The organism is Xanthomonas sp. 4461, assembly GCF_024806475.1.
GTDB classification, from domain to species: Bacteria; Pseudomonadota; Gammaproteobacteria; order Xanthomonadales; family Xanthomonadaceae; genus Xanthomonas; species Xanthomonas arboricola_F.
This window is the reverse complement of record NZ_JANTYV010000003.1, coordinates 160,240-179,755: the sequence shown is the minus strand read 5'-3', so window position 1 is coordinate 179,755 and position 19,516 is coordinate 160,240. Positions and strand designations below refer to the sequence as shown.

The window sequence follows — 19,516 nt, the reverse complement described above, 5'->3', positions numbered from 1 at the left end:
GGTTACGCGATCTGAGGCAAGGGAAAGGACATCAACACGCCGGACAGCCTCCGAGCGCATGGGCGCGTGGCGATCGGCCGCGTGGCGCCGAAGGGCAGTAGCGGTCGCACCACCTCTGCCGTTGCGCCCACGCTGCCGACGCGATGACGTTGGCAAGCTCGGCGCAGCGGGGAAGCGATCAGCGCATCGCAAGCGCCAGCGAACCGCTGGCTGGATGGCATCGTTGCAAGCAGCCGTTAAAGAACTTTTAGTCGGTTGAAGAATTCTTTAAGCGCACCGGGGTGGCTGTGCGAAGTGTTCAGCCCTGGCCGCCAGCGCGGTCGCGTCGATCGGTGCCAGGCCGGCGACCTGCAAACTCCCATCGCCGTGCACTGCGGCCGCCGCAGTGCACTCCAGCGCATCCAGCACGCGCAGCGAAGTCCCGCACTCCGTGCCTGCCCCACGTCGGAGCACCCATTCAGCCCCTGGCGCTGCCTGGAAAGACGATGCGCACGCTGAACCCACGCCCGCTCAGACCTTGCCCGGTTTCGATGCGCGCCTGGTGCAGATCCGCGATACCGGCGACCAACGACAGCCCGATGCCGCTGCCGCGGACGGGGGTGCCGGCCACGCGATGGAAGCGGACGAAGATCGCATCGCGCTCGGAGTCGGGAACGCCCGGCCCATCGTCGGCCACCTGCAGATAGACATTGCTGAGGGCATCTGCGCCATCTTCGCCCGCATCGACAACATAGCCGCAGCTGACCAGGATGTTGCCGCCCTCGGAGGTATAACGCATCGCGTTATCCACCAGGTTGCGCAGCAGGATGCCGATCTCGTCCACGTTGCACGCAACCACACAGCTGTGGATGTCCAGATACAGCTCACGCCCGTTCTGCGTCGCATGCACCTCGAATTCCTGTGCCACGTGATGCACCAGCACGCTGAGTTCGGTCGGTTGATGCAGCGATGCGCTACGTCCTGCGTTCAACCGCGCCAGATCCAGCAATTGTTCGGACAGGCGCGTGCTGCGCCTGGCCACGCGCAGCAGCTTCACCAGCGCCTGGTTCTTGCTGTGCAGATCCGGTGCGCCCAGCGCGATTTCGGCCTGCGCCTGCAGTGCCGACAGCGGGGTGCGCAGCTCGTGCGCGGCATCGCCGATAAAACGGCGTTCGCCTTCGATCACCGCATCCAGCCGCTCGAGCAGATGATTGAACGACGCCACCAGTGCATGTATTTCGCGCGGGAGCCTGGACAACGGCAACGGCGTGAGGTCCAGGTTCTTGCGCCGCCGCAATGCCTTGCCCAGCGCTCTGACTGGTTGCAGCGAGCGACGCACCACGAACCACATCACTGCGCCTGCCACCACCACCAACACCGTGGCCAGGGCGAGCGCGTGCCACGCTTCGTGGCGCAGGTCCGCATCGACCACGCTCTGCGGGTTGCCGACCTGCACGCTGACCCGCCCGGTCTTGTCGGTGATCGCCGACACCCGCCATTGTTCTCCATCGACGACGGTGGTGGCCGCTCCATCGGTAAACGACGGCTGCAGTGCCGAATCGGGCGCACCCGGCGTGCGCGCCACCATCCTGGTGCGATCGATCCAGACCTGGAATACCAGCTTTTCACGCGCACCGGTAAAGCCGTCCGGCAATTGCAGGCCGGGGCCAGCCCTGGTGTCGAACCGGCTCTTGGCCGGTATGGTGATCAGCATCTGGGTGGCGATGGCTTCGAGCTTTTCGTCCCAGGTACTTTCCAGATTGAGCGAGAGCAGCGTCAGCACCAGGGCGATGACCGCGACCCAGCACAGGGCGATGACGCTGACGATCACCATGAACAGCTGCGCGGTGATGGACTTCGGCCTCACGCGCCCGGCTGCCCCACCACATACCCCAGGCCGTGCACGGTCCTGATCAGGTCCTCGCCCAGCTTGCGCCGCAGCTGATGGACGAACACCGCGATGGTGTTGCTCTCCAGCTCGCTGCTCGGCCCGTACACCAGGTCCTGCAGGCGGTCGCGGGTGAGCACGTGCCCGGGCCGTTCGATCAACGCCAGCAGCGTGCGGTACTCGTGCGCGCTCAGCACCACATCGACGCCACCCCGGCTGACCGTGCGACGACTGCGGTCGACCTTGACCTCGCCGAAGCTGAAGATCGGCACCACGCTGCCCTGGCTGCGGCGGATCACCGAACGCACCCGTGCCCACAACTCATCGAACTGGAACGGCTTGACCAGGTAGTCGTCCGCCCCCGCATCCAGCCCGACGATGCGCTCGCTCAGCTGGCCGCGCGCGGTCAGGATCAGCACCGGGGTGGCATCGCAGCGCGCGCGCATGCCGCGCAGCACCGACAGCCCGGAGTCACCGGGAAGCCCCAGATCCAGCAGCACCGCCGAATACGGATGCTCGACCAGCACCGCGTTGGCCGCGGCCGCATCCAGGACATGGTCCACATCCCAGCCGCCCTGCCGCGCACCATCGCAGATGGTGTCGCCCAGCATCGCGTCGTCTTCGACAAGGAGCAGTTTCATTCCGTCCGCGTGCGTGCGCAAAGTGGGGGGCCAGCATTCCAGGGCGGGTTTAATTCTGCATTAAGACGCCCGGCGATCGGAGCGGCGCGCCGTGGCCCGGCTGCAGCGCGACAGGGCGCGCAGGATGTGTCCCCGCCAGCCGGCGCCGCTACGGCGAGCCCAGCGGCACTCCAGCACGCTTCCTGCCCGCCTGCCCGTCGCAGCGGCATCAGGGTAGCCTGGGGCTCCGGCGTGCCAGGACATGTTCAAGACAGGTCGCTGGTGTAGAAGGACGGGGCCACCGGCGGCGGGAGGAAGCTCATGAAGGTACTTTTGGTCGAGGACGAACCGGAGATGGCATCGGCCATCCGTGACGTCCTGGCGAACTACAGCATGCTGGTGGACCACGCGCCGACGCTGGCGGCCGCCGACAGCGCCGCCGCCCTGGGGAGCTTCGACGTGGTGATCCTCGATCGGCAATTGCCCGACGGCGATGGCCTGCGGTTTCTGAAAACCCTGCGCGAGCAGGGCAACGTCACCCCTGTCCTGGTGCTCACGGCGCTGGGCGAGTTATCCGAACGCGTGGTCGGCCTGGACGTCGGCGCCGACGATTACCTGGCCAAACCCTTCGCCGTGGAGGAGTTGGTGGCCCGGCTGCGCGCACTGGCGCGTCGCCCAGCGCATCTGCAAACCGATATCGTCACCGCCGGTGCCTTGTCCTACGACTTCGTCAACCGGGCCGCGACCATCGATGGCGCCGTGCTGGATCTCAAACGCAGGGAATTGCTGGTGCTCGAAGCGCTGCTCAAGCGCTTCGGTCGCATGGTGCCGCGCGCGGCGCTGATGCAGGCGGTGTTCTCGATGGACGACGATGTGCAGCCGAACGCATTGGACACGCATGTCTCGCGCTTGCGCAGAAAGCTCTCCGATGCGCAAAGCGCGCTGGCGATCAATGTGGTGCGCGGGGTCGGCTACATGTTGAGCGCGCAGGCGTGACATCCCGCCCGCCCTCCTTGCGCTGGCGCCTGGTCCGGGGCCTGGCGGCGGCGCAGACCGCGATGATCGCGGTGGCAGGCCTGGTCATCTTCCTGCTGGTCATCAAGGCGACGGTGGAGTTTTCCAACGGCAATGTGGCCTACGAGTCGCAGACCCTGGAGACGCTCACGCAGTCGGTGGCGCGCGATCGGCAGGGCCGGCTATTCATGCGTGCAAGCGCCGACATGGCCGCGCTGCGCGCCAAGTCGACCGGTCTGTGGTTCGTGATCAGGGACACCCACGGGCAGAGCGTGTCCGAGGGCACGCCGCCGTCCAGGATCCGCGCGGCGCTGTCGCTGCTGCCGCTGGTGGAGTCGGCAACCTTCGATGTGGCCGGTGCTTCCAGCACCGACAATCGCGCCAGCGTGGGCTGGGTGGAGACCGACGCCGGACGCGTGCAGATCGCGTTCTGGGGGCAAGGGCCGGTGAGTGCGTGGGAACTCATGCGGCTGGCATCGCCGGTGTTGTGGCAGACCCTGCTGATCATCGCGCTGGTCGCCGTCTCGACCATGCTGGTGATGCCGTTGGCGGTCAAGCGCGGCCTCAGGGGTCTGGATACGGCGGCGCAGGAGGCCAGCACGATCGATTTCCATCGCACCGGACAGCGCCTGACCCTCAGCGAAGTCCCCGCCGAGGTCGCCCCGTTCGTCACCGCCATCAACGATGCGTTGCAGCGCCTGGACACGGCGCTGGCCAAGCACAAGCGCTTCATCGCCGATGCTGCGCACGAGCTGCGCACACCGGTGGCGATCCTGACCACGCGCCTGTCTGCGCTGCCGGCCGGCCCCTTGCGGACACGGCTGATGGAAGATGCCGTGCGGCTCGGCGCACTGACCGGGCAGCTGCTGGACATCCAGCGGCTCGACTCCGGAACCATGGTGTTTTCGCGTCTGAATCTGGCGGCGATCGCAGAACGGGTGGTGCTCGACCTGGCACCGCTGGCATTCGCAGCAGGCTACGAGGTGGCCTTCGAGACCGATTCTGCGGTGGTGCACGTGGATGGCGATGAAGTGTCCATCGAACGTGCGCTCACCAACCTGATCCAGAATGCGATCAGCTATGGCGGACGTCAGGGAACGATCACGATCCGGGTTTCGGCAGCAGGCACGGTGGATGTGGCCGACGAAGGACGCGGGGTCAAGGATTCCGAGCGCGAACGCATCTTCGAGGCGTTTCATCGCGACAGCAAGGACGGCCGTGGCGCGGGCCTGGGACTGGATCTGGTGCAAACCATCATGCGCCACCACGGCGGCAGCGTCCTGCTGGTCCCGGATACCGCCGCAGGCGCCTGCTTCCGACTGGTGTTTGCGGCGGCGGCGTAGCGCCGGCAGCCCTGCGCCATCTGACGTGGATGACGGCCGCGGCGGGCCGTCTTCGTCCACGTCACCGCATATCAGCTGCGCGCCAACGCCTTGATCGGATCCAGGCGTGCCGCACGCCGCGCCGGCAGGAAGCCGAACACCACGCCGATCGCCGTGGACACGCTGAACGCACCGATGATCGACCACTGCGAGAACACCATTCCGAAACCCGGACTCAACCAGCCAACGAGCACGCCCGTACCCAGGGCCAGCGCCACGCCCAGGGTGCCGCCAACCAGGCAAACCAGCGTCGCTTCGATCAGGAACTGGCGCAGGATGTCGGACTGACGCGCCCCTACCGCCATACGCACGCCAATCTCCTGGATCCGCTCGGTTACCGACACCAGCATGATGTTCATCACCCCGATGCCGCCGACCAGCAACGAGATGAGCGCAATGGAGGAGATCAGCAAGGTGATGGTGCGAGTGGTCTGCTCGACGGTCTTGCGCACGCTGTCGGAATTGGACAGGAAAAAATCCCGGCGCCCGTGCCGCTGCAGCAGCAGCGCGTCGATACCACGCTCGGCTACCTCGCTTGGCACCTGCGTCGACACGCGCACCGTCAGGCTGCGCACGCGCGTATCGCCGGACACCCGCGCCATCGCCGTGGTGTAGGGCAGCCACACATTGAGCGCGCTGTCGCCGGCAAACGCTGCGCTCGGCCTGGCGGCGACGCCGACGATCCGCAACGGCACCGATCCCAGCAGAATCACCTTGCCCAACGCCGATGCGCTGCCTGGAAACAGCGCACGCGCGGTGGCCTGGTCGATGACCGCCTCCGGCGCCCTGGCCCGGATGGCATGCGCATCGAAGCCACGCCCCTGTGCAAACGCGTAACCACGTACCCTGAAAAACTGCTCGCCGACACCGGTGATGCTGGCGGCGACATCGTGGCGTCCATAACGCAGGCCAGCGCTGGTGGAGATCGATGGCGTAGCGCTGTCCACGTACTCCAGCCCGGCGATCGCGGCGGCATCGTCGGCGCTCAGCGTCCGCACCGCGTCGGCATCACGATCGCCGAGGCTGGTCCCGGGCATGACCTCGATCGTATTGGTGCCCAGCGCATCGATGTCGGACAGGATCGAGCGCCGCGAACCTTCGCCAAGCGCGACCACCGACACCACCGACGAAATGCCGATAATGATGCCCAGCATGGTCAGCAAGGTACGCAGACGGTGGTTGAACATCGAACGTAGCGCCATCTGGCCGGCTTCGCCAAAGCGTCCCAGCAGGTCCGCCAGGCGCCCCGCCCTGTCGGCGACCGGCGCGTCCCTGATCGCGGCGGCAGGGGTCGCCGGGCACAGCTGGCGGTCGGCCACGATCCGGCCATCGCGAATCTCGATCACGCGTTGCGCGTGCGCCGCCACCTCCGGGTCGTGCGTGACCAGGATGATGGTGTGGCCTGCCGCATGCAGCTCCTGCAATATCGCCATGACCTCCTTGCCGCTGGCTTGATCCAGCGCACCGGTCGGCTCGTCGGCCAGAATGACTTCGCCGCCGTTCATCAGCGCGCGGGCGATCGACACGCGTTGCTGCTGCCCACCGGACAGCTGGCCGGGCCGGTGGTGCAGCCGCGTCCCCAATCCCAGGCGCTCCAGCAACGCCTGCGCGCGAGCACGGCGTGCATCGGCCGCGGTACCGTTGTAGATCGCAGGAATCTCGACATTGCCGATCGCATCCAGCTCCCCCAGCAACTGATAGCGCTGGAAAATGAAGCCGAAATGGGCACGCCGCAAACGCGCCAGGCTGTCCGGATCGAGTTGACCGATGTCCTGCCCGGCGACTTCGTAGCTCCCGCGCGTCGGGCGATCCAGGCAGCCCAGGATGTTCATCAGGGTGGATTTGCCCGAGCCCGATGGACCCATGATGGCGACCATCTCGCCGGCATGGATGCGCAACGTGACATCGCGCAGGATCGCAACGCTGCCGTCGGCAGACGGAAACTCCTTGCAAAGCGCGCTGACTTGCAACAGGGCGGGCATGACTCAGGCTCCAGTGGATGATCGGGAACAGGCATGGGATGCGCGCCTGCCCGTTCCGGTACGGCGGCGCATCAAGGCGTCTGCACAGGCAGATCGACGTCGCTGGTGATTACCCTCTCACCCAGTTCAAGGCCTGCGGTCACCTGCGCGTTGATGCGGTTATTGAGCCCCACACGAATGCGTCGCACCTGCCGCTCACCATCGGCGGTCAGCACGTGGACCACGTAGCTTCCATCGGCAGTCCGCTCGCCCAGCGCGCCACTGGGGATCAGGCGTGCAGCGCGTGCGCGCGCCAGCACGATCGTGGTCTGCGCGGTCATGTCGATGCGCAGGATGCGCTGCGGGTTGGGCACATCGAAGATGCCATTGAAGTACACCGCGTTGTTGCCAGCGCTGGTCGCCTGGCCTGTCGATGCGCCGGTGGCATCGCTGGCGATCGTGGTCGGGCCAGGCTCCAGCGCAGACAGCACTGCCCGATAGCGGGTGTCGGGGTCGCCCAGCAGGGTGAAATAGACGCCCATCCCGGCCGACACCCGGGTGACATCGGCTTCTGAGATCTGCGCCTTGACGGTCATGGTGTCCAGACGTGCGAGCTTGATGATGGTCGGTGCGCTCTGGTTGGCGTTTACCGTCTGCCCCTGCTCGGTGACGATCGCCACCACCTCGCCATCCATTGGCGCCACCACCCGCGTGTAGCTCAGATTGAGCTCGGCGGTGCTTGCTGCAATCGTGGCTTGCTCGCGCTCCGCGCGTAATGCCTCCACATCCGCACGCACCGTCGCCAGTGCAGCTTCCGCCGCCTCGGCATCGACCCTGGCCACCGCATCGTCGGCCATCAATGCACGCTGGCGCCGGTCTGCCAGGGTGGCCTGACGCAGGCTCGCCAGCCGTGCGGTCAACCTGGCGTCCGCGCTGCGCACTTGCGCCTGCGCGGTGCGCAGCGCGTTCTGCTGCGGCAACGCGTCGATCTCGGCGATCGGCTGCCCTTTCTTGACCGAATCTCCGAGTTTGACGTGCAGCGCCACCACCTGGCCGGTGACCTGCGCGCCAACGCTCACCAACTGCGAGGCGTTGATTTTGCCAGTCGCCAGCACGGTCTCTTCGATATCTCCAAGCACCACTGCCGAACTGGCCACCTGCGGTGCGCTCGCTGGAGTAAGGAACTGCAGCTTCACCAGCCAGCCGACCAGCAGCAATGCAGCGACGATCAACCACCAGCGGTAGCGCCGCAGGCGCTGCAACCACGGCATCGGGCGGCTCATGGCGCGATGCCTCCCTGCATGGATACCTGCATCCATTCACCACCCAGCACGCGATAGGCGGTCACCAGGTTGCTGTCGCGTAGCAGCGTGGTGTCCAGCATGCCCTGCTGCGCCGCATACAACGCTCGCTGCGCATTCAACAGGTCCACCAATCCGGTCTGCCCGCGCTCGTATCTGGCGGCGGCGATGCGCGCCTGCTTGCTTGCGGCATCGATCAGTTGCGTCTGTGCCTGCAGTCGCCCGGCAATACTGCTACCGATGGCCAACGCATCGGCCACATCGCGGAATGCGGTCTGCAGCGTCTTCTGGTACTGCGCCTGGGCTATCTGGGTATCGAGCTCGGTCACCTTCAGGTTGGCGCGATTGGCGCCGTGATCGAACAGCGGCAACGCTGCGGAGGTGGCGATGTTCCAGCTACCTGCGCCAAGCAGCGTGGACAACGCCGTGCTGGCAGTGCCATAGCTGCCGGTCAAGGCGATGCGGGGAAAGAACCGCGCGCGTGCAACGCCGATATTGGCATTGGCGCCGATCAACGCATGCTCTGCGGCCATGACATCGGGGCGACGCAGCAGCAATGATGAGGGAACGCCGGCCGGCAACGGACCGTTGAGCGATAGCACTGCCTCGCCACGCGCATCACGCGCGTCGGTATCGGGCAACAGCGTCTCGGGCACCTCGACACCGGCCAGCAGGGTCAGCGCATTGCGGTCCTGCTGGAGTCGCGCGTCCAGGCCAGCCTGTTCGGCGCCGATCTGCGCCAACGCGGTGTCCGCCTGCGCCAACTCCAGCCCACTGACCGCACCCTGGTTGTAACGGGCCAGCGTCAACTCGTACACCCGTTGCAGGTTGCCTGCGCTCTTGTTCACCAGCGCAAGGCGTTGCTGGTCCGCGTCCAGTCTCAGCCATGCAGTGGCCACTTCGGCGATCAGGCTCAGCGAGGCACTGCGTCGGTTCTCGTCGCTTCGCAGCACATCCTGCAGGGCCGCTTCTTTCAGGTTTTTCACCCGCCCAAAGAAATCCAGCTCATAGCTGGCAAACCCGAACGAGACCGAAAGTTGGGATTGCTGATGGCTGGCATCGGCCACGGTACCGTCTAGCGTCACTGTCGGCAGCGTGTCGGCATCACGCAACCGGTAGCTCGCCCTGGCGCGTTGCACATTGAGCATTGCAAGCGCCAGGTCCTGATTGCGCTCCAGTGCCAGCGCCACGGTATCGCGCAAGCGCGGGTTGACGAACACCTCGCCCAGCGCCTTGCCCGCGAAGCGATCTTCGGATGTCGCTTGTGCTTGCGGGAGTTGCGGCGATGGCCGCACGTAGCGCGGCGCCAGGTTGGCGCAGCCACCCAGCACCAGCAATGCCATCGCCGAAGCGATGCTGGCTGAAAGTCTCATCGTGTTCTCATGGAGTGTTGTGCGGCAGCAACGCGCCCCGCTTCCATGCATGGCGAGGCGGCAGTGCAACGACAAAGGGAAGGAATTGATTGCCACGCATGCTGGCAGCGCTGTCTGTCGATAGCCTGTCTGCGACCGTGTTCAGTTCAACGTTGCGCAGTGCATTCAGCCAACGTCAGCCAGCGTCGATCACTTGCAGCGTGGGTTATCTCGCGCAGTCGCAAAGGTCGAGCAGAGGCAGCATTGCCGTCATGCGGTCGATGCTGATGCGTGGCTGAATTTCCGGCCATGGTCCGGCATTAACGACAGACTGCGGACAGATTGACGCCTTAGCGTTGTGGCGCCGAATGCGTGTCACCATCGAGCGGATGGCGATTGTGTCCCGCAGATTGGGCTCAACTCTTTCAACGCTGTGAGGATAGATGGCACGTTCGTATATGGCTTCGTTTTTTCGCGAATGGATCGCAGCTCCCTGCTCGGTTGCCGCGATCCTTCCCTCCGGGCCCGCACTCGCCTCCAGCATCACCTCCGAGCTCTCGGAACGTACCGGGCGTGTTCTCGAACTTGGCCCCGGTACCGGCGCATTCACCCAGTCGATGCTCGACAAGGGCGTGCGCGAAAAGAACCTGTTCCTGCTCGAATACAACCAGACGTTCTCATCGTTGCTCACGCGCCGCTTCCCGCACGCGACTGTGCTGCAGATGGACGTTTCCGATCTGGAAGCGTTACCCCGCTTCGATGGGGCCTACGTGGATGCAGTGGTCTGCGGTCTTGGCTTCTTGAACATGCGCGCACATCAGGTGGCCGCCATCGTGCGTGGTGCCTTCATGCATCTCAAGCCGGGCGGATGCATGTATCTGTTTACCTATGGCCTCAAATGCTCGGTGCCGGCGCATGTTCTCGATGCGCTCGATCTGGAGGCGGTCAAGATCGGGCGGACCTATTGGAACATTCCGCCAGCGACGACCTACCGTCTGCAACGCCGCACCTACACGCGCTAGCCAACATGCAGACCAACGACGTATTGACGCTGGTGTTGAGCTTCGGCCTGCCAGGCGTGCTGGCGATGTCCTACATCGAAAAATTCATCCCGGTGGTGCCCTCCTATCTGATGCTGATGGTGATCGGCATGACCGCCGATGGCGTGCCGTCGCTGCTGGCGGTCTGGGGTATCAGCGTGACCGGATCGTTGCTGGCAACGGTCAGCTGGTACAAGATCGGCCGCGCGCTCGGCAACGATCGCGTGCGCACCCTGATGCTCAACTATGGGCGCTTCGTGTTCCTACGCATTGCGACCTACGACCGCCTTGCGCTGTCTTATCGCCGCAACGATTTCCGGGTCACGCTGGCCGGCCAGGCAATCCCGGTGGCGCGGATCTATCTGGCGTTGCCGGCGGGCGTGATCCGGGTGCGCTTCTGGACCTTTCTGCTGGCCGCAGCGCTTGGAATTGCCGGCTACAACGCGTGCTTTTTGCTGGTGGGCTTCTGTCTGCGCGGAACCGGACACGATCCGCTGGTCACCGGCATGGTGATCGCCGCAGCGCTGGTCGCACTGGAATGCGTGGTGTTCTTTTCGATACGCAAGAAATCACGCACCACGTCGATGAACGTCTAGCCGGTAGAGGTTGCGCTGCAGTGATGACATCGATCACTGGGCTGGTTGCGCCCTATGTCCTTCCCTGCGCCAGCATCGATGGCCGTGCGTACGTACGGCGATGGAACGACGCACGGTGCTGACTCTGGCGTGCGCGCCGTAGCGGGGTTTCGGCAGCACCTCGAATGAAGCGTCTTTCCGGCCGTGCTGCGCGACGTCCATACGCCTTACGCGAATCCCGCACAGCGGCGCATCAGCGCTACCACCCCACGCCTCACCCATAGCGTCCATGCGTAGTGGATCGGGCCGTCCTGCGCCCGTTCGTCGAGGGGATTCGTGAACGCATACCTACCGGTGGCGAGCGATCAAAAAACTCTTAAAACGCGATCCGCAGTGAATCCATAGGATCGCTTCCAGCAACTGCGCTGCAGTGCCCTAACCCGCTGCTTGCATCCATCTGGCCGCTCGCCAGATGCCGGTGCAGTGTCGGCCGACTGCAGCCTTCTCTCTTCGGAGCGCAGCATGTTTTCCCAACGCCCTTCCACCCTCTCCCGGCGGCCATCGCCCACCAGCAATCGGCAGGCATGGCACGACCTGCCGGACCTGCAGCATCACCACGCCAGGCGCCGGCGATTGACGCAACTGCGCTGGATGGCGGGCATTGCCGGCGGGGCAGTCGCTGCGTTGTGGGCCGGCCCGTTGCTGTGGTCGTGCATGTGCCGCCTGCTCGCATAGAGCGGTGACGCAGCTGGTCGCGGTTGTGTCGGGCGCCCCATCCCTTGCATCACTTCACCCTTCAAGGACCATGCAATGACGATTCCCCGTTACCTGGCGGCCGCCTGCACGCTGCTGTTGCTCTCGGCCTGCGCGAGCGGCCCCGCCGCGAAACACACATCGGTGCCGACGTCCATCGGCCCGGCACCGACGGCGACACTGGTGATGCCGCCAGCCTCGCCGCCTGCCTCCGGCCCATCCGCTCAGCCGATGGTGGCGAGCGCGGCCTCCCTCCGTCGCGACGCCGCGCAGGAGGTGCCGGATGCAGCGCGTACGGACCCTGCCATGTCCACGTCGGCCGCGGCGGCCACCGCCGCCGAGCAGGACGACCAAGCGCTGTACAGCGCGACACCGGTACGCGACCCGTGGGAGTCCTACAACCGCAAGATCCATGGTTTCAATCGCGGTGCCGACAAGGTGCTGTTCCGTCCCGTCGCGGTGGCCTACGACAAGGTCACACCCAGGCCGGTCAAGACCGGTATCAGGAACATGTTTGGAAACCTCGGCCAGCCAGGTACCGCCGTCAGCCAGGTGCTGCAGGGCCACCCGGTCAAGGCGGCGCAGTCACTCGGGCGCTTCGTGATCAATAGCACCGTCGGGGTCGCCGGGCTGTTCGATCCGGCCAGCCGCTTGGGCATGCCCAAATACAACGAGGACCTAGGACAAGCATTTGCGACATGGGGCTGGGATAACTCGCGCTACCTGGTGATGCCGCTGCTGGGACCCGGTACCGTGCGCGATACGCTAGGTCGTGTCGGCGATCAGCGGCTCACGCCGATCACCTACGTGGGTAATGCACGTATCGCCAACTCGCTGATCGGCCTGCAACTGGCCGATGGCCGCGCGCGCATGCTGCCGATGGACGCGATGCAACGCGATGCCGTGGACGACTACACCTTCGTGCGCGATGCCTGGGGCCAGCGCCGCCAGAAGCAGATTGCAGACGATTGATTGCTGCCAGTCCGCTGCATACGGCACCACGCGGCGGACGCGGCCACGCGCTGGATCCACCGCTGGCCAATCAGCGCCAGCAGTCTGTGGTTCGCGACCATCTCGCCAGCGCTCTCGCACCCAACCGCAGCATCATGCAACACGCTTGCGGCGGCTGGGATTGCGTGTGGCTGGCGTACCTGGCGCGTTGGCCTTGCGTTGCTTGCTGCGTGAGTCGGTCAAAAAGCGCAGCGTGGCCGCCTCCCACTGCCGCTCGCCACGCACCCCGCTGGCCATCGCCTGCAGTTGCCCGGCGCGCCAGCCTTCGAATACGCAGGGGTCGATGTAGGCCTTGCGGCACACCGATGGCGTGTTGCCCAGCGCATCGGCCACCTCGCGGATGACATCGTTCTGCACCTGCGTCAACGCACGTTCGCTCATGCGCTCGGGCAGCGGCAGCCGTGCCAGGCGTTGCAGCGCGGCCAGCGTGCCGCCCCAGGTGCGGAAGTCCTTGGCGGTGAAATCCTCGCCCATCGCCTCGCGCAGGTAATCGTTGACCTCGCCCGAATCCACCGGTTGCAGCTGGCCATCGTCGTCGCGGTACTGAAACAGCGATTGCCCCGGCAATTGCTGACACTGCCGGATCAGTTTGACCAACTGCTTGTCGTCCACTTCGATGTCGTGATCCTGGCCGCTCTTGCCGCGGAATTTGAGCCGCGCGCGTCCACCTTTCAAGAACTCCATATGCCGGTTGCGCAAGGTGGTCAGCCCATAGGAGCGGTTGCTGCGCGCATATTCGGCATTGCCCACGCGCACCAGCGTGTCGGCCAACAACGCCACCACGATCGCCAGGACCTTCTCGCGCGGAAATCCCGGCAACACCAGATCGCGGCGCAGCCGGCGGCGCAACTTGGGCAGCGCCTGGCCGAAGGCGATCACCCGTTCGAACTTGCCTTCGCCACGCACCTGCGCCCAATCGGCGTGGTAACGGTACTGTTTGCGGCGCCGCGCGTCGCGCCCGGTGGCCTGCAGATGGCCATTGGGTTTGGCGCAGATCCACACCTCGGTATAGGCCGGTGGAATGGCCAGCGAGCGGATGCGCTGCAAGGTGTCCGCATCGGCGACGCGTTGCCCGTCCGCACTGCGGTAACTGAAGCTCTTGCCGGCCTTGCGGCGGCTGATGCCGGGCTGCTGATCGTTGACATAGGTGAGCCCGGCCGCGCGCGCGGTGGCCTTGGCCTGAACGACGGCGGCCACGGTGGCGGCGGCCGTGGCGACCACCGCACCAGTGGCGGCGGCGGCAAGCTTGCCGGCGGTGCTGGCCGTGGTTGCGGCATTGCGAAGAACACGTTTGGCTTTCATTGCGCACGGATCGAAGGACTGGCACCGATTGTTGGGCCGCGCAGCGCTAGGCCGCGTCAACGCAACGACAACGCCGTGTGGGCAAGCGATGCCCGCAGCGCAACTTTGTGCTTATGCTTGGGCATCCCCCTTTGCTGGAGTCATCGATGCGCGCTGTCCTGCCTATTGCCCGCCTGGCTTGCACCTTGGTCGTACTGACTGCATTGACTGCCTGCAACAAACCGCAACCCGATGAACAGGAAGCCGTTGCGGCCAACGCACAACAGGCGGCCGAGCAAGCGTCCGCGCCGGTGCCGGATGCAGCGCCGGAAGCGCCGCCGATCGGCAGCTGCGATGCCACCCAGGTGCAGTCGCTGGTTGGCCAGCCCATCACCGATGCAGTCGGCGAGCAGGCTCGCAGCGATGCCGGCGCCAAGTCGGTACGCGTGCTCAAGCCCGGCCAGATGGTGACGATGGAATTCAACGGCGAACGGCTCAATCTGGAAGTGGATGCCAAGAACGTCATCACCGCGGTGCGCTGCGGCTGAGCCTGCGCTGGCGCCTGTGATTGGACAGGCGCCAAGCCTGCTGGCACAAGGGATTGCAGCGGGTCTCGTTGCAGCTGTAACGGTGTATTGCGGCACCGCATCAACTGTGGTCTAGTCGATCATCCGGTGACCTCTTCGAAACGCTCCACGGATCGAGCGCTGCAACGTCGTCGCCGCTCTCCCAGATCGCAAAGAGGCAGACATGGCCCCCCGCACTCGCCAAGGGCTCAACGACTACGGTCTCTACGACAGCGTGCGCGACGAACGCGACGCCTGTGGTTTTGGCATGGTCGCCCAGTTGGACGACCAACCTTCCCGTTCGCTGGTGGACACCGCGATTGCGGCGCTCTCGCGCATGACCCACCGCGGCGGCGTGGCGGCCGACGGACTCACCGGCGATGGCTGCGGCCTGCTGATCCGCAAACCCGATGCATTCCTGCGCGGGCTGGCGCGCGATGCCGGCATCACCGTGGGCACGCGTTACGCGGCCGGCGTGGTGTTCCTGCCGCTGGACGAAGCCGATGCGGCCCGATGTCGTGCCGAACTGGAAACCCAGCTGCACAGCGCCGGCGTGCAGTTCCGCGGCTGGCGCGTGGTGCCTACCGACGACAGTGTCTGCGGCCAGCTGGCGCGCGACACCTTGCCGCGCATCGAGCAGGTCTTTGTCGATGCCGGCGCCGAACAGAGCGAAGACGGCTTCACCCTGGCGCTGTTTCTGGCGCGCCGCCGCGCCGAGCAGGCGCTACGCGAGGTGGCGGACTTCTACGTCACTACGCTCTCGCCCAACGGCATCAGCTACAAGGGCATGGTGCTGCCGGACAAGCTGAGCACGTTCTACCCGGACCTGCAGCGCAGCGATCTGTCTTCCAGCGCGATTGTCTTTCACCAGCGTTTTTCCACCAATACGCTGCCGCGCTGGCCGCTGGCGCATCCGTTCCGCCTGCTCGCCCACAACGGCGAGATCAACACCATCGAAGGCAACCGCCGCTGGGCGCAGGCGCGCAGCAAGGTGTGGCAGACCCCGCGCTTCGACATCGCCGAGTTTGACCCGGTGATCTCCATGCACGGCTCCGATTCGCAGAGCCTGGACAACATGCTCGAGCTGCTGATCGCCGGTGGCATGGACCTGCTGCAGGCGCTGCGCATCCTGGTGCCGCCGGCGACCCAGTCGCTGGAGTTCAAGGACGCCGACCTGGCCGCGTTCTACGAGTTCTACGGCCTCAACACCGAGCCGTGGGACGGCCCGGCCGGCATCGTCGCCTGCGACGGCCGCTATGCCGCCTGCATGCTCGACCGCAACGGGCTGCGCCCGGCGCGCTGGATGCTGACCTCCGACCGCCATTTCCTGGTGGCCTCCGAGGCCGGCGTGTGGGAACTGCCGGCCGAGCGCATCACCCGCAAGGGCAAGCTGGGCCCGGGCGAGATGATGGCGATCGATCTCAAGCGCGGCGACCTGCTGGACTCGGACGCCATCGACCGCATCAACCGCGCGCGCGCGCCGTACAAGCAATGGCTGCAGCAGGGCGTGACCTACCTGCAGACCGAGTTGATCGACCCCTCGCTGGTGGAAGAACCCTTCAGCGAGCAGACCCTGCGCAGCTACCACAAGCTGTTCCAGCTCAGCACCGAGGAAGTGGAGCAGATCCTGCGCCCGCTGGCCGAGACCGAGCAGGAAGCCACCGGCTCGATGGGCGACGACACCCCGATGGCGGTGCTCAGCCGCCAGACCCGGCCGCTGTACGACTATTTCCGCCAGGCCTTCGCGCAGGTCACCAACCCGCCGATCGACCCGCTGCGCGAAGGCATCGCGATGTCGCTCACCACCCAGCTCGGCAAGGAGACCAACATCTTCCATGCCGGCGCGGAGACGGTGAACCACGTCATCCTCAACTCGCCGGTACTCAGCCAGCGCAAGCTGCGCCAGCTGCTGAAGATGGAGCAGTACGTCGAGCGCAACCGCCTGATCGACCTGTCCTACAGCGTGGAGGAAGGCCTCAAGGCCGGCCTGGAACGCATCTGCCAGGAAGTGGAAGCGGCCGCGCGCGACGGTGCCGTCATGCTGTTGCTGTCGGACCGCTACCCGGTGCCGGACCGGCCGATGGCGCATGCGCTGCTGGCCACCGGCGCGGTGCATCACCACCTGTGCAAGGTGGGCCTGCGCTGCGACGTCAACCTGATCATCGAGACCGGCACGGCGCGCGATGCGCACCACATGGCCTGCCTGCTCGGCTTCGGCGCCACCGCGGTGTATCCGTACCTGGCCTACCAGACGCTGTTCGACCTGGGCCGGCGCGGCATCCTGCAGCTGAGCAAGGGCGGCGAGCAGTCGCAGATCGGCCGCCGCTACCGCAAGGGCATCTACAAGGGCCTGTCCAAGATCATTTCCAAGATGGGCATCTGCACCATTGCCAGTTATCGCGGCGCGCAGTTGTTCGAGATCGTCGGGCTGGACCGGGACGTGGTGGAGCTGTGCTTTGCCGAAACGCCCGCCCGCATCGGCGGCGTGGGCCTGGCGCGGCTGGATACCGAGGCGCGCGAGCTCACCGCACGCGCCTGGAACGACCAGCTCAAGCCGGAAGTGGGCGGCCTGCTCAAGTACGTGCATGGCGGCGAGTACCACATGTACAACCCCGACGTGGTCATGACGCTGCAGCGCGCCACCCGCACCGGCGATGCCGGCGACTGGCAGAAGTACGTCGACGCGGTGCATGCGCGCCCGGCCTCCACGCTGCGCGATCTGGTCCGGCTCAAGCGTGCCGATATCCCGACCCCGCTGGACGAGGTCGCCCCGGCCAGCGATGTGCTGCGCCGTTTCGATACCGCCGCAATCAGCCTGGGCGCGTTGTCGCCCGAAGCGCACGAGGCGCTGGCCATTGCGATGAACCGCCTGGGCGGGCGCAGCAATTCGGGCGAAGGCGGCGAAGACCCGGCCCGCTACGGCACCGAGAAACGCTCCAAGATCAAGCAGGTGGCCTCGGGCCGTTTCGGCGTGACCCCGGAATACCTGGTCAATGCCGAGGTGCTGCAGATCAAGGTCGCCCAGGGCGCCAAGCCCGGCGAAGGCGGCCAGCTGCCCGGCCACAAGGTCAACGAACTGATCGCGCGGCTGCGCTATGCCAAGCCCGGCATCGGCCTGATCAGCCCGCCGCCGCACCACGACATCTATTCCATCGAAGACCTGGCCCAGCTGATCTACGACCTCAAGCAGGTCAACCCCACCGCACTGGTGTCGGTGAAGCTGGTGGCGCATGCCGGCGTCGGCACCATTGCCGCCGGCGTGGTCAAGGCGGGCGCCGACCTGATCACGGTGTCCGGCCATGACGGCGGCACCGGCGCCAGCCCGGTCAGCTCGATCCGTTATGCCGGCGTGCCGTGGGAACTGGGCGTGGCCGAGTCGCACCAGGCGCTGGTGGCCAACGACCTGCGGGCACGCACCATCCTGCAGACCGACGGCGGCCTGAAGACCGGCCTGGACGTGGTCAAGGCCGCGCTGCTGGGCGCCGACAGCTTCGGCTTCGGCACTGCGCCGATGATCGTGCTGGGCTGCAAGTACCTGCGCATCTGCCACCTCAACAACTGCGCCACCGGCGTGGCCACCCAGGACGAGCGCCTGCGCGCGAACTACTTCACCGGCTTGCCCGAGCGCGTGGAGCATTTCTTCCGCCTGCTGGCCGAGGAAGTGCGCCAGTGGTTGTCCTACCTGGGCGTGCGGTCGCTGGACGAGATCGTGGGCCGCACCGACCTGCTGGAGCAGCTGGACGTCGCTCCGCGCGCCGGGGTCAAGGTCGACCTGTCGCGCCTGCTCACCCACGCGCGCTACGACGGCAGCCACTGCGCCGCCCAGCGCCTGTACGAATCGCCCGACAGCCTGGCCACGCAGATGGACGGCCTGCTCGCCGATGCCATCGCCAACAAGACCGGCGGCGACCATCGCTTTTTGATCCACAACACCGACCGCTCGATCGGCGCGCGCCTGTCCGGCGCCATCGCGCGCGTGCACGGCAACCACGGCATGAGCGATGCGCCGTTGAACCTGCGCTTCCGCGGCACCGCCGGGCAGAGCTTTGGCGCGTTCAACGCCGGTGGCCTGCAGCTGGAGCTGGAAGGCGAGGCCAACGACTATGTCGGCAAGGGCATGGCCGGCGGCCGGCTGGTGGTGCGTCCGCCACGCGGCGCGCGCTTCGAGGCGCGCAGCACGCCGATCGTGGGCAACACCTGCCTGTACGGCGCCACCGGCGGCGAGCTGTTCGCGGCCGGGCGGGCGGGCGAGCGCTTTGCGGTGCGCAACTCCGGCGCACTGGCGGTGGTGGAAGGCGCCGGCGACCACTGCTGCGAGTACATGACCGACGGCGTGGTGCTGGTGCTGGGCAAGGTCGGCCTGAACTTCGGCGCCGGCTTCACCGGCGGGCTGGCCTACGTGCTGGATATCGAGCGTGACTTCGTGGACCGCTACAACCACGAACTGATCGACATCCACCGCGTCTCCGCCGAGGGCTTCGAGAACCACCGCCAGCACCTGCACACCCTGATCAGCCGCCACCGCGAGCTGACTGGCAGCATCTGGGCGCAGCAGATCCTGGACGAGTTCCGCGACTACATCGGCAAGTTCTGGCTGGTCAAACCCAAGGCCGCCAGCATCGAGTCGCTGACCGAGTCGCTGCGCCGCGCCGCCTGAGTTGTACTCCCCTCTCCCGTTCGCGGGAGAGGGGTCGGGGGTGAGGGCCGGTGGCCCGCAACCCTCATCCGCCCCTTCGGGGCACCTTCTCCCGCACGCGGGAGAAGGACTGCAGTCGCAATGCTGGCAGCACATC

At 66.2% G+C, this 19,516-nt stretch carries 14 protein-coding genes; 8 read left to right on the top strand and 6 right to left on the bottom strand.

Annotated features, from left to right (window positions below):
- Positions 1 to 457: 457 nt before the first annotated feature.
- Both FHY19_RS13125 and FHY19_RS13120 read right to left on the bottom strand, forming a co-directional pair.
- Positions 458 to 1,846, bottom strand: coding sequence for an ATP-binding protein (locus FHY19_RS13125; RefSeq protein WP_259166552.1), 1,389 nt, complete (start codon positions 1,844 to 1,846; stop codon positions 458 to 460).
- The gene (locus FHY19_RS13120) at positions 1,843 to 2,508 is read right to left on the bottom strand and encodes a response regulator transcription factor (RefSeq protein WP_259166551.1); all 666 of its coding nucleotides are present in this window, start codon (positions 2,506 to 2,508) and stop codon (positions 1,843 to 1,845) included. Before FHY19_RS13120 ends, FHY19_RS13125 begins: the two co-directional genes overlap by 4 nt.
- Positions 2,509 to 2,808: 300 nt before the next feature.
- Between FHY19_RS13120 and FHY19_RS13115 the strand changes: the two genes are divergently transcribed.
- Positions 2,809 to 3,483 carry a response regulator transcription factor gene (locus FHY19_RS13115; RefSeq protein WP_259166550.1) on the top strand — a complete coding sequence of 225 codons (675 nt, stop codon included), beginning with the start codon at positions 2,809 to 2,811 and terminating at the stop codon, positions 3,481 to 3,483.
- Entirely contained in the window at positions 3,480 to 4,844 is a 1,365-nt protein-coding gene (locus FHY19_RS22380) for a HAMP domain-containing sensor histidine kinase (protein WP_259166549.1), read from the top strand. Before FHY19_RS13115 ends, FHY19_RS22380 begins: the two co-directional genes overlap by 4 nt.
- Before the next feature lie 71 nt (positions 4,845 to 4,915).
- On the opposite strand, the gene FHY19_RS13105 is transcribed toward FHY19_RS22380, so the two are convergent.
- From FHY19_RS13105 to FHY19_RS13095, 3 genes are all read right to left on the bottom strand, one after another.
- Complete coding sequence (locus tag FHY19_RS13105; RefSeq protein ID WP_259166547.1) at positions 4,916 to 6,865, bottom strand: MacB family efflux pump subunit; 1,950 nt, start codon at positions 6,863 to 6,865, stop codon at positions 4,916 to 4,918.
- A 71-nt stretch (positions 6,866 to 6,936) separates the two neighbouring features.
- Positions 6,937 to 8,127, bottom strand: coding sequence for an efflux RND transporter periplasmic adaptor subunit (locus tag FHY19_RS13100; protein WP_259166545.1), 1,191 nt, complete (start codon positions 8,125 to 8,127; stop codon positions 6,937 to 6,939).
- Positions 8,124 to 9,518 carry an efflux transporter outer membrane subunit gene (locus FHY19_RS13095; protein ID WP_259166542.1) on the bottom strand — a complete coding sequence of 465 codons (1,395 nt, stop codon included), beginning with the start codon at positions 9,516 to 9,518 and terminating at the stop codon, positions 8,124 to 8,126. Before FHY19_RS13095 ends, FHY19_RS13100 begins: the two co-directional genes overlap by 4 nt.
- 437 nt (positions 9,519 to 9,955) lie before the next feature.
- Between FHY19_RS13095 and FHY19_RS13090 the strand changes: the two genes are divergently transcribed.
- The 4 genes from FHY19_RS13090 to FHY19_RS13075 all read left to right on the top strand — a co-directional run bounded on the left by FHY19_RS13090 (position 9,956) and on the right by FHY19_RS13075 (position 12,837).
- Positions 9,956 to 10,519, top strand: a complete 564-nt coding sequence (locus FHY19_RS13090) for a methyltransferase domain-containing protein (RefSeq protein ID WP_259166541.1) — start codon at positions 9,956 to 9,958, stop codon at positions 10,517 to 10,519.
- A 5-nt stretch (positions 10,520 to 10,524) separates the two neighbouring features.
- A complete protein-coding gene (locus FHY19_RS13085) occupies positions 10,525 to 11,133 on the top strand; it encodes a VTT domain-containing protein (protein ID WP_259166539.1) in 609 nt (202 codons plus the stop codon).
- A gap of 501 nt (positions 11,134 to 11,634) precedes the next feature.
- Positions 11,635 to 11,847 (top strand): hypothetical protein, encoded by a 213-nt coding sequence (locus FHY19_RS13080; RefSeq protein ID WP_259166538.1) that lies wholly within the window; start codon positions 11,635 to 11,637, stop codon positions 11,845 to 11,847.
- A gap of 324 nt (positions 11,848 to 12,171) precedes the next feature.
- A complete protein-coding gene (locus tag FHY19_RS13075; RefSeq protein WP_259166537.1) occupies positions 12,172 to 12,837 on the top strand; it encodes a VacJ family lipoprotein in 666 nt (221 codons plus the stop codon).
- A gap of 132 nt (positions 12,838 to 12,969) precedes the next feature.
- Here FHY19_RS13075 and FHY19_RS13070 read toward each other — a convergent pair whose 3' ends face one another.
- Complete coding sequence (locus FHY19_RS13070) at positions 12,970 to 14,268, bottom strand: DNA topoisomerase IB (RefSeq protein WP_259166939.1); 1,299 nt, start codon at positions 14,266 to 14,268, stop codon at positions 12,970 to 12,972.
- Positions 14,269 to 14,324: 56 nt separating this feature from the next.
- On the opposite strand from FHY19_RS13070, the gene FHY19_RS13065 reads away from it, so the two are divergent.
- Entirely contained in the window at positions 14,325 to 14,705 is a 381-nt protein-coding gene (locus tag FHY19_RS13065) for an I78 family peptidase inhibitor (RefSeq protein WP_046962772.1), read from the top strand.
- A 202-nt stretch (positions 14,706 to 14,907) separates the two neighbouring features.
- A complete protein-coding gene (gene gltB, locus FHY19_RS13060; protein ID WP_259166536.1) occupies positions 14,908 to 19,380 on the top strand; it encodes a glutamate synthase large subunit in 4,473 nt (1,490 codons plus the stop codon).
- Positions 19,381 to 19,516: the final 136 nt, after the last annotated feature.